At 51.7% G+C, this 13,309-nt stretch carries 12 protein-coding genes; 6 read left to right on the top strand and 6 right to left on the bottom strand.

Features of this window, described 5'->3' with window-relative positions; all coding sequences use genetic code 11:
* The first annotated feature begins 45 nt into the window (after positions 1-45).
* The 6 genes from A1SC_RS08005 to A1SC_RS08030 are packed head-to-tail and all read left to right on the top strand — an operon-like array spanning position 46 to position 6,088.
* The gene (locus tag A1SC_RS08005) at positions 46-1,209 is read left to right on the top strand and encodes a YhfX family PLP-dependent enzyme (RefSeq protein WP_001517217.1); all 1,164 of its coding nucleotides are present in this window, start codon (positions 46-48) and stop codon (positions 1,207-1,209) included.
* The gene (locus A1SC_RS08010) at positions 1,210-2,436 is read left to right on the top strand and encodes a phosphopentomutase (protein ID WP_001517216.1); all 1,227 of its coding nucleotides are present in this window, start codon (positions 1,210-1,212) and stop codon (positions 2,434-2,436) included. It begins immediately after the preceding gene.
* Complete coding sequence (locus A1SC_RS08015; RefSeq protein WP_000151144.1) at positions 2,433-3,311, top strand: phosphotriesterase-related protein; 879 nt, start codon at positions 2,433-2,435, stop codon at positions 3,309-3,311. The genes A1SC_RS08010 and A1SC_RS08015 overlap by 4 nt, the downstream gene beginning before the upstream one ends.
* A 10-nt stretch (positions 3,312-3,321) precedes the next feature.
* Entirely contained in the window at positions 3,322-3,675 is a 354-nt protein-coding gene (locus A1SC_RS08020; RefSeq protein ID WP_001517214.1) for a DUF2620 domain-containing protein, read from the top strand.
* A gap of 11 nt (positions 3,676-3,686) precedes the next feature.
* Complete coding sequence (locus tag A1SC_RS08025) at positions 3,687-4,991, top strand: YhfT family protein (protein WP_000366842.1); 1,305 nt, start codon at positions 3,687-3,689, stop codon at positions 4,989-4,991.
* 11 nt (positions 4,992-5,002) lie between these two features.
* Positions 5,003-6,088: an aminotransferase class I/II-fold pyridoxal phosphate-dependent enzyme gene (locus A1SC_RS08030; protein WP_000847166.1), complete on the top strand. Its 1,086-nt coding sequence runs from the start codon at positions 5,003-5,005 to the stop codon at positions 6,086-6,088.
* A 108-nt stretch (positions 6,089-6,196) separates the two neighbouring features.
* Here A1SC_RS08030 and A1SC_RS08035 read toward each other — a convergent pair whose 3' ends face one another.
* The 6 genes from A1SC_RS08035 to tsgA all read right to left on the bottom strand — a co-directional run bounded on the left by A1SC_RS08035 (position 6,197) and on the right by tsgA (position 13,271).
* Positions 6,197-6,364: a YhfL family protein gene (locus A1SC_RS08035; RefSeq protein ID WP_001031834.1), complete on the bottom strand. Its 168-nt coding sequence runs from the start codon at positions 6,362-6,364 to the stop codon at positions 6,197-6,199.
* 276 nt (positions 6,365-6,640) lie between these two features.
* Positions 6,641-8,014, bottom strand: coding sequence for a siroheme synthase CysG (cysG, locus tag A1SC_RS08040; protein ID WP_000349875.1), 1,374 nt, complete (start codon positions 8,012-8,014; stop codon positions 6,641-6,643).
* Between the two features lie 17 nt (positions 8,015-8,031).
* Positions 8,032-8,838 carry a nitrite transporter NirC gene (nirC, locus tag A1SC_RS08045; protein ID WP_000493561.1) on the bottom strand — a complete coding sequence of 269 codons (807 nt, stop codon included), beginning with the start codon at positions 8,836-8,838 and terminating at the stop codon, positions 8,032-8,034.
* A 124-nt stretch (positions 8,839-8,962) separates the two neighbouring features.
* Complete coding sequence (gene nirD / locus A1SC_RS08050) at positions 8,963-9,289, bottom strand: nitrite reductase small subunit NirD (RefSeq protein WP_000084764.1); 327 nt, start codon at positions 9,287-9,289, stop codon at positions 8,963-8,965.
* The gene (gene nirB, locus A1SC_RS08055) at positions 9,286-11,829 is read right to left on the bottom strand and encodes an NADPH-nitrite reductase large subunit (RefSeq protein WP_000049234.1); all 2,544 of its coding nucleotides are present in this window, start codon (positions 11,827-11,829) and stop codon (positions 9,286-9,288) included. The genes nirD and nirB overlap by 4 nt, the downstream gene beginning before the upstream one ends.
* 260 nt (positions 11,830-12,089) lie before the next feature.
* Positions 12,090-13,271 (bottom strand): MFS transporter TsgA, encoded by a 1,182-nt coding sequence (gene tsgA / locus A1SC_RS08060; protein WP_000185221.1) that lies wholly within the window; start codon positions 13,269-13,271, stop codon positions 12,090-12,092.
* Between the last annotated feature and the right edge of the window lie 38 nt (positions 13,272-13,309).

The raw sequence follows: 13,309 nt of genomic DNA, 5'->3' as shown, positions 1-13,309 counted from the left end.
AAAAAAATGAATATTTGGATTAAGGAACAGAAACGAGGCAACAAGATGTTTGTAGAAGCATTGAAACGCCAGAACCCGGCGCTGATTTCTGCCGCATTAAGCCTGTGGCAGCAGGGCAAGATCGCCCCGGACTGTTGGGTGATCGACGTGGATCAGGTACTGGAAAACGGTAAGCGGCTCATTGAGACAGCACGGCTTTACGGTATTGAACTGTATCTGATGACTAAGCAGTTCGGTCGTAACCCGTGGCTGGCGGAAAAGCTGCTGGCGCTGGGCTACAGCGGCATTGTGGCGGTGGACTACAAAGAGGCACGAGTGATGCGTCGCGCCGGTTTGCCGGTGGCGCATCAGGGGCATCTGGTACAAATCCCTTGTCACCAGGTATCTGACACCGTTGAACAGGGAACCGGTGTTATCACTGTGTTTACCCTCGATAAAGCACGGGAAATTTCTGCGGCAGCGGTGAAGGCTGGATGCGTACAGTCTGTGCTGCTCAAAGTTTATAGCGACGATGATTTCCTTTATCCAGGGCAGGAGAGCGGTTTTACCCAAAATACGCTGCATGACATTGTCGCTGAAATCCAAAAACTACCAGGACTACATTTAGCGGGACTTACCCATTTCCCTTGCCTGCTTTGGGATGAAACAAGCGGGAAAGTTTTACCCACGCCGAATCTTCACACGCTGGTACAGGCGCGGGATCAACTGGCTAAATCTGGCACTGCCCTTGAGCAACTAAACGCGCCTTCAGCGACCAGTTGCACTTCGTTGCCGGTGTTAGCGCAATATGGTGTTACCCATGCCGAACCTGGTCATGCGCTGACCGGCACTATTCCGGCAAACCAGCAGGGCGATCAACCCGAACGTATCGCCATGCTTTGGTTAAGTGAAATTTCCCACCACTTCCGTGGCGACAGTTATTGCTATGGCGGTGGTTACTATCGCCGTGGTCATGCACATCACGCTCTTATTTTTACTCCAGAAAATCAAAGCATCACAGAAACACTTCTCAAAACAGTGGATGACAACAGTATCGACTATTACCTGCCGTTGGCTGGTGAGTTTCCGGTAAGTAGCGCGGTGGTGCTCTGTTTTCGTACGCAGATTTTTGTCACCCGTAGCGATGTGGTGTTGGTGTCCGGTATTCAGCGCGGCGCGGCGGAAATTGTTGGTCGCTATGACAGCCTCGGCAACCTTCTGGAGGCGTAAATGGCGCGATTTGTGGTGTTAGTGATCGATAGTTTTGGCGTAGGCGCAATGAAAGATGTTGCGCGGGTACGCCCACAGGATGCCGGGGCGAATACCTGTGGTCACATTCTTAGCCAGTTGCCGCATTTACAGTTGCCGACTCTTGAGAAGCTGGGGCTAATCAATGCATTGGGTTATGCGCCGGGTGATATGCAGCCATCGGATTGCGCAGTCTGGGGCGTAGCAGAACTGCAACATGAAGGTGGCGATACCTTTATGGGGCATCAGGAAATTTTAGGTACGCGCCCCTTGCCGCCGCTGCGGATGCCCTTTCGCGACGTTATTGATCGTGTTGAACGAGCCTTAATGGCTGCGGGCTGGCAGGTCGAACGCCGTGGCGATGCGTTGCAATTTCTGTGGGTAAACCAGGCCGTGGCAGTTGGCGACAATCTCGAAGCGGATTTAGGCCAGGTCTATAACGTTACCGCCAATCTCTCTGCGATACCGTTCGATGAAGTTGTCAAGATTGGTCGTGTGGTGCGTGAGCAGGTACAGGTTGGCAGGGTTATTACTTTTGGCGGCCTGTTGCAGGACAGCCAGCGCATTCTTGATGCCGCAGAAAGCAAGGAAGGGCGTTTTATTGGCATAAATGCACCGCGTTCCGGCGCTTATGACAGCGGTTTCCAGGTTGTACATATGGGCTACGGTGTCGATGAAAAAGTGCAGGTGCCGCAACAACTGCATCAGGTAGGCGTACCTACGGTGCTGGTGGGTAAGGTGGCGGATATCGTCAGCAATCCTCATGGAATGAGCTGGCAAAATTTGGTGGATAGCCAACGGATTATGGATATCACTCTCGACGAATTTAACGCCCATCCGACAGCCTTTATTTGCACCAATATTCAGGAAACCGACCTCGCCGGCCACGCAGAAGACGTCGCACGTTATGCCGAACGTTTGCAGGTCGTTGACCGTAATCTTGCCCGGCTTGTTGAGGCGATGCAGCCGGATGATTGCCTGATCGTCATGGCTGATCACGGTAACGACCCGACTATCGGCCACAGCCACCATACCCGCGAAGTAGTGCCTGTGCTGGTTTATCAGCGTGGATTGGCTGCCACTCGTCTGGGTGTGTATCCCACGCTCTCTGATGTTGGAGCCACGGTATGTGAATTTTTCCGTGCTTCGCCGCCACAAAACGGCAGCTCTTTTTTATCTTCCCTTCGCTTTCAGGGTGACTCTTTATGACCATCGATTCGACCGGCTACACCCTTGCTCATGAGCATCTGCATATTGATCTCTCCGGCTTTAAAAACAACGTGGATTGCCGCCTTGATCAATATGCGTTCATTTGCCAGGAGATGAACGACCTGATGGCGCAGGGCGTTCGTAATGTGATTGAGATGACCAATCGTTACATGGGCCGCAATGCGCAATTTATGCTCGATGTGATGCGTGAGACGGGAATCAACGTGGTGCCTTGTACTGGTTATTACCAGGATGCCTTTTTCCCGGAGCATGTGGCGACCCGCAGCGTGCAGGAGCTGGCGCAAGAGATGGTCGATGAAATTGAACAGGGTATCGATGGCACGGAACTGAAAGCCGGGATCATCGCGGAGATTGGCTCCAGTGAGGGCAAAATCACGCCGCTGGAAGAGAAAGTTTTCATTGCCGCCGCGTTGGCGCATAACCAGACCGGACGGCCCATTTCCACTCATACATCTTTTAGCACTATGGGGTTGGAACAACTGGCTCTACTGCAATCCCACGGTGTCGATCTTTCGCGGGTCACCCTCGGGCACTGCGATCTTAAAGACAACCTCGACAACATTTTAAAGATGATCGATCTCGGCGCGTATGTGCAGTTCGACACCATTGGCAAGAACAGTTACTACCCGGATGAGAAGCGTATTGCGATGCTTCACGCGCTCCGCGACCGTGGATTGCTTAACCGCGTCATGCTGTCGATGGATATTACTCGTCGTTCCCATTTAAAAGCCAACGGTGGTTATGGCTATGACTTTTTATTTACCACCTTTATTCCGCAGTTGCGCCAGTCAGGATTCAGTCAGGCCGATGTGGATGTGATGTTACGTGAAACTCCCTCTCAATTTTTCCAATAAGGACAGACTCATGAAAAAGATTGGCGTTGCAGGCTTACAGCGTGAGCAGATTAAAAAAACTATTGAAACGACGGCTCCTGGCTGTTTTGAAGTTTTCATTTATAACGACATGGAAGCGGCAATGAAAGTGAAATCCGGGCAACTGGATTACTACATCGGCGCGTGTAATACCGGCGCAGGTGCGGCATTGTCGATTGCTATCGCAGTGATTGGTTATAACAAAAGTTGCACCATTGCCAGGCCTGGTATTAAAGCGAAAGACGAGCATATCGCCAAAATGATCGCTGAAGGAAAGGTGGCGTTTGGGCTTTCCGTTGAGCACGTTGAACACGCGATTCCGATGCTGATTAACCATCTGAAATAAAAGGCACGACTATGGATCTGTATATTCAGATTATCGTGGTGGCGTGCCTGACCGGTATGACATCACTTCTGGCACATCGCTCGGCGGCCGTATTTCATGATGGTATTCGCCCGATCCTGCCACAATTGATTGAAGGCTATATGAACCGTCGCGAGGCGGGGAGTATCGCTTTCGGTTTGAGTATTGGTTTTGTGGCATCGGTGGGGATCTCCTTTACCCTGAAAACCGGCCTGCTCAACGCATGGTTACTTTTTCTTCCTACCGATATCCTCGGCGTACTGGCGATAAACAGCCTGATGGCGTTTGGCCTTGGCGCAATCTGGGGGATACTGATCCTCACCTGCCTGCTGCCGGTAAACCAGTTGCTGACTGCGCTGCCGGTTGATGTTTTAGGTAGTCTGGGGGAATTAAGCTCTCCGGTAGTTTCTGCTTTTGCACTCTTCCCGCTGGTGGCGATTTTCTACCAGTTTGGCTGGAAGCAAAGCCTGATCGCTGCCGCCGTCGTGTTGATGACTCGCGTCGTGGTGGTGCGTTATTTCCCGCATCTTAATCCGGAATCCATCGAAATCTTTATTGGCATGGTAATGCTGCTGGGGATCGCGATAACTCACGACCTGCGTCATCGTGATGAAAATGATATCGATGCCAGCGGATTTTCGGTCTTTGAAGAGCGCACGTCGCGGATTATCAAAAATCTTCCGTATATCGCCATTGTCGGAGCGCTGATCGCTGCTGTTGCCAGTATGAAAATTTTTGCTGGTAGCGAAGTGTCGATCTTCACCCTTGAGAAAGCGTACTCCGCAGGCGTCACGCCGGAGCAATCGCAAACGCTGATCAATCAGGCGGCGCTGGCAGAATTTATGCGCGGGCTGGGTTTTGTGCCGTTGATTGCCACCACTGCGTTAGCCACGGGGGTGTATGCGGTTGCTGGCTTTACCTTTGTCTATGCGGTGGGCTATCTCTCGCCTAATCCGATGGTTGCGGCGGTATTGGGCGCAGTGGTTATTTCGGCGGAAGTTTTGTTGTTACGGTCGATAGGTAAATGGCTGGGGCGCTACCCGTCAGTGCGTAATGCGTCGGATAACATTCGTAACGCCATGAATATGCTGATGGAAGTGGCTCTGTTGGTCGGTTCGATTTTCGCGGCAATCAAAATGGCGGGTTATACCGGATTCTCTATTGCGGTCGCCATTTACTTCCTCAACGAATCTCTGGGGCGTCCGGTACAGAAAATGGCGGCACCTGTGGTGGCAGTGATGATCACCGGCATTCTGCTGAATGTTCTTTACTGGCTTGGCTTGTTTGTTCCGGCTTAAGGAATGCACTTATGAAGACGTTTCCCTTGCAAAGCCTGACTCTTGCTGAAGCACAGCAAAAGCAGTTTGCGCTGGTGGACACGATTTGCCGCTATTTCCCTGGCGGTGAGTTCCTTACCTGTGGTGATTTGGGATTAACGCCGGGGTTGAATCAACCGCGCATTACTCAACGTGTGGAACAGGTACTGGCGGGTGTGTTTCATGCGCAAGCGGCGGCGCTGGTGCAAGGCGCTGGCACTGGGGCGATCCGTGCCGGGCTGGCAGCTTTGCTCAAGCCCGGGCAGCGTCTTCTGGTACATGATGCGCCTGTTTATCCGACTACGCGGGTCATTATTGAGCAGATGGGGCTGACGCTTATTACCGCTGATTTCAATGACCTGTCGGCACTTAAGCAAATCGTCGAAGAGCAACAACCAGATGCAGCACTGGTGCAACATACACGCCAGCAGCCGCAGGATCGCTACATTCTGGCAGATGTGCTGGCAACGTTGCGCCTGGCGGGTGTTCCAGCGTTAACTGATGACAACTATGCGGTGATGAAGGTGGCGCGGATTGGCTGCGAATGCGGGGCGAATGTCTCAACTTTTTCCTGCTTCAAGCTGTTTGGGCCGGAGGGTGTTGGTGCGGTGGTAGGCGATGCTGATGCCATCAACCGTATTCGTGCCACGCTTTACTCCGGAGGCAGCCAGATTCAGGGCGCTCAGGCGCTGGAAGTCTTGCGCGGACTGGTTTTTGCGCCGGTGATGCATGCGGTACAGGCGAGGGTATCTGAAAGGTTGCTGACCTTGCTCAACGGTGGCGCAGTGCCACAAGTTAAAAGCGCCGTCATTGCCAATGCGCAGTCGAAGGTGTTGATTGTGGAGTTCCATCAGCCGATTGCTGCAAGGGTACTGGAAGAAGCGCAGAAACGCGGTGCATTGCCATATCCAGTTGGTGCGGAGTCGAAATATGAAATTCCGCCGCTCTTTTATCGTCTTTCCGGGACATTTCGTCAGGCGAATCCACAATTAGAACATTGTGCGATTCGTATTAATCCTAATCGTAGTGGTGAGGAGACAGTGCTGCGTATTTTGCGCGAGAGTATTGCCTGTATTTAACTGCTGTGAACGATATTTTTAAAGGCAAGGTAAAAACAAATACGCCCTCTGGTAAAAATAGAGGGCGTCAGGTAATTAAAACAGCATTAACCGATCTCTGTTAAGAGATTACTGTGCAGTCGGACCGCAGCCGCCAATGATTTTAGAAATAGAAATTGCCGGATGCAGAAGGTAATCATAAGAGCAGTTTTTGTCACGGTTTTCAATATGACCAGTACATGCAGTTAACGTTGCCAGTACCGCACCTACCAATGCTACTTTAATAAACTTGTTCATTCTCATTCCCTATGTAAAATATATCGAGTAATATTCATTAATTATGTGAATATAAGCAAACAGCTCGTTAGAGACAATACAGGAATATCTATGACACGTCAGTGAGTGGACTATTAATAATTCAATTATATTTGTAAGCCACTGTAACTGTGGGGAGTTGTTAAAAAACAAATTAGTTAAAAAGTTGTTTTATGTCTGCTGAAAATAAAAATTAATATGGTGATTATTGTAAATAAAAAGGCCAGAAATATCCGGCCTTAGATAATTTTTTTTAAATTAATGGTTAGAGAACCAGTTTAATTTATCGCGCAGGCCAACGACCCGACCAATAATAATCAAAGACGGGCTGTTCATTTGCTGCGCAAGTTCACCGAGTTGCGCGAGCGTACCGTCAATCACGCGTTGCGTAACCGCCGTACCGTTTTCGACAATCGCCACCGGCATTTCACCTGGCATTCCGTATTCAATCAGCTTTTGCTGAATGGTCGCGGCCTGATTCAGCCCCATATAGAACACCAGCGTCTGTTTTTCTGCCGCCAGATTCTCCCAGTCCAGCTCGCCACCCGTTTTTAAGTGCCCGGTGATTAAGCGCACGCTCTGGGCGTAATCGCGATGTGTTAGCGGAATACCCGAATAGGCAGAGCAACCAGAAGCTGCGGTAATGCCCGGAACCACCGAGAACGGAATGCCTGCATTGCACAGCGTTTCCAGCTCTTCGCCGCCACGCCCGAAAATAAACGGATCGCCGCCTTTCAGACGCACCACGCGTTTGCCTTTTTGCGCTTCCCGCAACAGGATCTGGTTAATCTCTTCCTGCGGTACGCAGTGGTATCCCGCGCGTTTACCGACGAAAACGCGGTCAGCATCGCGGCGTACCAGATTCATAATATCGTCAGAAACCAGACGGTCGTAGACCACCACATCAGCCTGCTGAATTTGTTGCAGGCCTTTCAGCGTCAGTAGCCCGGCATCGCCTGGACCTGCGCCAACCAGCACCACTTCACCACGATGATCGAGCGGCTCATTGATTAACTGTTCGGTAGTTTCAGTAATGGCTTTCTGATCGTTGTTCGCCAGCGACTGCGCCAGACGGTCATTGACGAACAGTTTTTCCCAGAAACGGCGACGCTCACCCATTGTGGCGAACTGCTGTTTCACCCGACCGCGTAACTGTCCGGCATATTTTGCCACCTGACCCAGATGGAGAGGCAGTAGTGATTCGAGTTTTTCGCGCAGCAGGCGCGCCAGGACTGGAGATGTGCCGCCGGAGGAGACCGCTACCATTAGCGGTGAGCGGTCGATAATGGACGGCATAATGAAACTGGCGGCTTTCGGTGCATCTACCACGTTACAGAAGATACGACGAGATTCAGCGGCTTCGCTGACGCGCTGGTTAAGCGCATCATCATCAGTAGCCGCAATCGCCAGCCAACAGGTATCGAGAAGGCTTTCATCAAATGGCCCCTCGACGAGGGTTAACATGCCAGCATCTGCCCATGCGGTAAACTGCGGAATAAACGCTAATGCATTCACCGTTAAGCGAGCGCCTGCGTCCAACAGCAACCTGGCTTTGCGTTCCGCGACATCACCGCCGCCGACAATCAGACAGTCGCGATCGCGTAATTGGCAAAATATAGGCAAATGATCCACGTAAAACCCCTTACTGATTAACCTGCAGCCGTTTCAGTTTGATTAAATTTGTCCGCAATCGGACGATTAGCTTTCGGCGTAGCATACCAATAACCCAATCCCATGAATACGGCGCCAGATAAAGTATTACCCAGCGTCACCCACAGCAGGTTATGACCAATGCCCGCCAGAGTGTAGGCTTCGCTATGGTTGCCGAACCAGGAGAGGGCGAACAGCGTCATGTTGGCAACGGAGTGCTCATAGCCGGAGGCGATAAACGCCAGCAGACACCACCAGATAGCGATAAATTTCGCCGCGCCTTCGGTGCGCAGCGCCATCCAGATTGCCAGGCAAACCAGCCAGTTACACAATGCGCCTTTGAAGAACAGTACCATCGCCGGTGCGGTGGTTTTGGCCAGCGCGACAGAATGGACGATGCTGGTATCCACCGGTAGCAGGCTACCGCCGCCCCAGCTATAGAGCATCGCTACGAAGATGGAACCGACCAGATTACCCAGCCAGGTTTGCGGCAGAATTGCCCACATTTGCCCGTGGCTGATGGTGCCTGCTTTCACCCCAAAGGTGAGGAACATGGTGTGTCCGGTGAACAGTTCAGAACCGGCGATAATCACCAGCGTTAAGGCGATACCAAAAGTTGCCCCCATCACCAGCGGACGCACGGACGGATCGAGCAAATTGCCGAGCGTGAAAATCAGGATGATCCCAAGACCCACATAAGCTCCCGCCATTGCGGAGCTGACCCAAAAGCCAAGCGGGTTATTTGCCGACAGGCGTGCGATGCGCGCAGCGTTCGCCGCACACTTATTGATAGTGTCTGTAAACATTTGATTATCCTTAAAAAATAAAAACAAAAAATAAAACAAAGAGTTTAAAAAATATCCTGAAATATACCGAAGGTTATTACAGGACAATGCAAAAAGGGGAGGCATTGCGCCTCCCGTTAAAACATTAACCGCGCAGTTGTACTACGCCGTCTTTCACTCGTGCTTCGTAATGCTTGACGGAGAACTGTTCGTCCTCCATGCACAAGCCGTCGCTTAAGCGAAAACGCTGTTTTTTCAGCGGGCTGGCTACCCACAGCTCACCCTGATGTTCCGCAATCAGCCCGCGTGACAGTACGCTGGATTCGAAGAACGGATCGATATTGCTGATAGCAAACACCTGGTCGCTGTGATACGGACGGAAAATTGCCACCTGCTCGTCACCTAACAGCGCGCAGACGCCGGTTTCAGGCAGGATGTCATCGATTTTGCAGATGTCTTTCCACTGGCTCATGCGTTGTCCTCCACCAGAGTTACCGGAATACGTTCATACGGCGTTGCCGGACGGTGCTGTTCGCGCTCAGGCACCATCTGCACATTCGGGTCACGCTTGTCGCTGTTGATGAAGTGCTTGAAGCGAGTCTGTGCAGACGGCGTATTGACCGTTTCAGTCCACTCACACACTACAGCCTCACGCAGGCGCGCCATCTCTTCTTCCAGATGTGCGTTCAGACCCAGTTTGTCATCAATGATCACCGCTTTCAGGTAATCGATGCCGCCTTCGAGGTTTTCTAACCACGGTGCGGTACGGGTCAGTTTGTCGGCAGTACGGATGTAGAACATCATGAAGCGGTCGAGATATTTGAGCAGCGTTTCGCGATCGATATCCGCTGCCAGCAGATCCGCATGACGCGGTTTCATGCCGCCGTTACCGCAAACGTACAGGTTCCAGCCTTTTTCAGTGGCGATGATACCTACGTCTTTGCCCTGCGCTTCTGAACATTCACGGGTACAACCAGAGACACCGAACTTGATTTTGTGCGGTGCGCGGATGCCTTTGTAGCGGTTTTCCAGTTCTACGCCGAGGCCGACGCTGTCGCCAACACCGTAGCGGCACCAGGTGCTACCCACGCAGGTTTTCGCCATACGCAGCGCTTTCGCATAGGCATGACCGGTTTCGAATCCCGCTTCAATCAGTTGACGCCAGATCTCCGGCAGATCGTCTTTCTGTGCACCAAACATCGCAATACGTTGGGAGCCGGTGATTTTGGTGTAGAGATTAAATTCACGTGCGATACGACCTACAGCCATCAAACCTTCCGGGGTAATTTCACCGCCCGGAGAACGCGGGATCACCGAATAGGTGCCGTCTTTCTGGATATTAGCGAGGAAGTTATCGTTAGAATCCTGCAACGGAGTATGCTGCGGTTTCAGAATGTATTCGTTCCAGCAGGACGCCAGCAGCGAACCGATGGTGGGTTTACACACTTCACAACCGTAGCCTTTGCCGTGTTTTGCCAGCAGTTCTTCGAAGGTTTTAATGCCTTCAACGCGAATCAAATGGAACAGTTCCTGGCGCGAATATGGGAAGTGTTCGCACAGGTTGTTGTTGACTTCGATGCCCTGTTTCGCCAGTTCGGCGTTCAGCACCTGAGTAACCAACGGAATGCAACCACCGCAGCCTGTACCCGCTTTGGTTTCGGCTTTCAGCGCTGCAACGGTGTGGCAGCCTTTGTTGATGGCAGCAATCAGATCGCCTTTGGTGACGTCGAAGCAGGAGCAGATTTGCGCGCTGTCCGGCAGTTTATCAACACCGATAGACGGTTTACCGCTGCCAGAGTGGGCAGGCAGGATCAGCGAGTCCGGGTTTTCCGGCAGTTCAATGGCGTTCAGTACCAGTTGCAGCAGGTTGCCGTAGTCGCTGGTATCGCCCACCAGTACCGCACCGAGCAACGTTTTGTTGTCTTCGCTGACAACCAGACGTTTGTAAATCTCTTTGCTTTCGTCGAGGTAAACATAGCTACGCGCGCCTGGTGTACGGCCATGCGCATCGCCAATACCGCCCACGTCTACGCCCAGCAGTTTCAGCTTGGCGCTAAGATCTGCACCTTCAAATGCGTTTTCGCTACCAAGAATGTGGTCAACAGCCACCTGAGCCATTTTGTAGCCCGGTGCTACCAGACCAAACACACGGTTGTTCCAGCTTGCGCATTCACCGATGGCGTAGATATCCGGATCGGAAGTCTGGCAGGAATCGTTAATAACGATACCCCCACGCGGAGCCACGTCCAGACCACACTGAGTCGCCAGCTTATCGCGCGGACGGATACCGGTAGAGAAGACAATAAAGTCAACTTCCAGCTCGCTACCGTCGGCAAAACGCATGGTTTTACGTGCTTCGACACCTTCCTGCACAATTTCGAGGGTGTTTTTGCTGGTGTGAACGCGCACGCCCATGCTTTCGATTTTGCGACGAAGCTGTTCGCCGCCCATCTGATCAAGCTGTTCCGCCATCAGCATAGGGGCAAATTCGATAACGTGGGTTTCAATGCCTAAGTTTTTCAGCGCGCCAGCGGCTTCCAGACCTAACAGGCCGCCACCAACAACGGCACCGCGCTTGCTGCGACGGGCGCAGGATTCAATGGCGTTGAGGTCTTCAATGGTGCGATAGACAAAACAGTCCTGGGTATCAGAACCTTTGATCGGCGGGATCCACGGGTAGGAACCGGTCGCCATGATCAGCTTGTCATAATAAACGGTACGTCCGGCGCTGGAGTGGATCACCTTCTCCTGACGGTTGATGGTAATCGCGCGCTCACCGACCAGAACTTTAATGCCGTGTTTCTCATAAAAGCCTTCGCGCACCAGCGACAGCTCTTCGGCAGTGTGGTGAGAGAAGTAAGACGAGAGGTGTACGCGGTCATAAGCGATGCGCGGTTCTTCACAGAAAACGGTAATATCAAAGTTGGCCGCATCAGATTTATCAAGAAGATCTTCGATAAAGCGATGGCCGACCATACCGTTACCGATAATTGCGAGTCTGACTTTGCTCATTTTTGCCTCGATTTCTTTTCTATTACCGCCTACCTTAACGATTCAGCAACCCCACTTATTGATGCAAATCAAATTCACCTTTATATACCTCTTAAGGAGTATATTACTGATTTGTATAAATATTCTTAAGTTACGGAATTGTCTGACATTTCGTGTGTGTGCAAAAAATAGGCAAAATAAGAGAGTTTAAAGATATGAGGATAGGTTGAGGGGAAGAGAGGAAAAAACCGGACGACGAAAGCGCCGCCCGATATTGGCAATTAATGAGAGGTCAGGGTGTTATGCTGACGGTGACGGCTGACAAAACCCAGCAGGAAGCACATCACGAATACCACAGCGTACAGACCATTTGCAGTGAGCAGCGCCGCCTGTGGACCGCTATGCTCTACAATCGGGCCAGTAACCACAAAGGTCAGCATGGTGCCGATGGTTCCGCAGGTGAGGACGAAGTTAACCAGTTTTGGGGACGGCACTTTGGTTTGCTGTGAACCCAGGGTGATGATGGTGGTATAGATCGCGCTGGAGAAGAAGCCCAGAGCGAGAATAGACCACGCCATATGTGCCGGTGTTCCAGTGTTAAAGACATACATCAGAATCGCGGCCAGTCCTGCCAGCACGGTCAGAATACGTTGCAGGTCAAAGAAGCGCAGAATAAAGCTGAAGGCCCACATGCCGACCATGTACGACATCCAGAAGTTGCTTACCAGCGTTCCTGCGTCGTTCAGGCTCATGCCCAGACCTTTGGCGTACTCCGGCACCCAGGAGATAAAACCTAACTGACCGAGGATGTAGCACAGCGCCGCAATGGAGAGAAACAGCACGCCAATCCCCCATTTTTCTTTCACTACCGGAACGTCATTTTTTGGCGCATGTTTGCCCAGTGCCGGGAACTCACAGCCGAAGGTCAGAATAAAAATAGCGACGTACACCAGCCCGATGCAGGCATAAACCCAGTACCACTCAATGCTACGTGCCAGCAAAAATGCCGCGATCATCGGGAAAATCATCCCGGCCATACTGAAGAAGGAGTCGGTAAACAGCAAGCGAGAACCGCGCTGACGCCCTTCATACATTTGTGTAACCAGGAACGTACCAATCGACATGGTGATACCACTGACCACCCCGAGGATGAACATCGCCGCCGAGAACAACGCCAGACTGTGGCTGAACATCAAACCAGCAACCGCCAGCACCATCAGGAGAAAGCCAAAACGTAACTGCGTTTTCAGCGGGACGATTTCCATCAGCCAGGCGTTGAGGAAGATAGAGATTAAAATTCCGGCATTGAGGAAGGTGAAGGTGTTACTCATACTGGAAACGGGCAGATGGAAATAATCTGCAATATTCCCCATCACCATCCCGGTGACAATAACCAACGCACCGGTGAGTGCGTAGGAAAGAAAGCTAATCCATGTGAGCTTAATGCGATTGCTGTTAGTCATGATTGGCCTGCGTTGAAAGAGAAAATGGCATAGTGGGT

It is taken from the genome of Escherichia sp. KTE52 (genome assembly GCF_000408325.1).
GTDB lineage: Bacteria > Pseudomonadota > Gammaproteobacteria > Enterobacterales > Enterobacteriaceae > Escherichia > Escherichia marmotae.
Note: the sequence above shows the minus strand (reverse complement) of the source record. Positions and strands in the feature narration are given on the sequence as shown.

Coding starts and splice junctions, on each gene's coding strand:
- A1SC_RS08005 (WP_001517217.1), top strand. CDS start 46: ATGTTTGTAGAAGCATTGAAACGCCAGAACCCGGCGCTGATTTCTGCC.
- A1SC_RS08010 (WP_001517216.1), top strand. CDS start 1,210: ATGGCGCGATTTGTGGTGTTAGTGATCGATAGTTTTGGCGTAGGCGCA.
- A1SC_RS08015 (WP_000151144.1), top strand. CDS start 2,433: ATGACCATCGATTCGACCGGCTACACCCTTGCTCATGAGCATCTGCAT.
- A1SC_RS08020 (WP_001517214.1), top strand. CDS start 3,322: ATGAAAAAGATTGGCGTTGCAGGCTTACAGCGTGAGCAGATTAAAAAA.
- A1SC_RS08025 (WP_000366842.1), top strand. CDS start 3,687: ATGGATCTGTATATTCAGATTATCGTGGTGGCGTGCCTGACCGGTATG.
- A1SC_RS08030 (WP_000847166.1), top strand. CDS start 5,003: ATGAAGACGTTTCCCTTGCAAAGCCTGACTCTTGCTGAAGCACAGCAA.
- A1SC_RS08035 (WP_001031834.1), bottom strand. CDS start 6,364: ATGAACAAGTTTATTAAAGTAGCATTGGTAGGTGCGGTACTGGCAACG.
- nirC (WP_000493561.1), bottom strand. CDS start 8,838: ATGTTTACAGACACTATCAATAAGTGTGCGGCGAACGCTGCGCGCATC.
- nirD (WP_000084764.1), bottom strand. CDS start 9,289: ATGAGCCAGTGGAAAGACATCTGCAAAATCGATGACATCCTGCCTGAA.
- nirB (WP_000049234.1), bottom strand. CDS start 11,829: ATGAGCAAAGTCAGACTCGCAATTATCGGTAACGGTATGGTCGGCCAT.
- tsgA (WP_000185221.1), bottom strand. CDS start 13,271: ATGACTAACAGCAATCGCATTAAGCTCACATGGATTAGCTTTCTTTCC.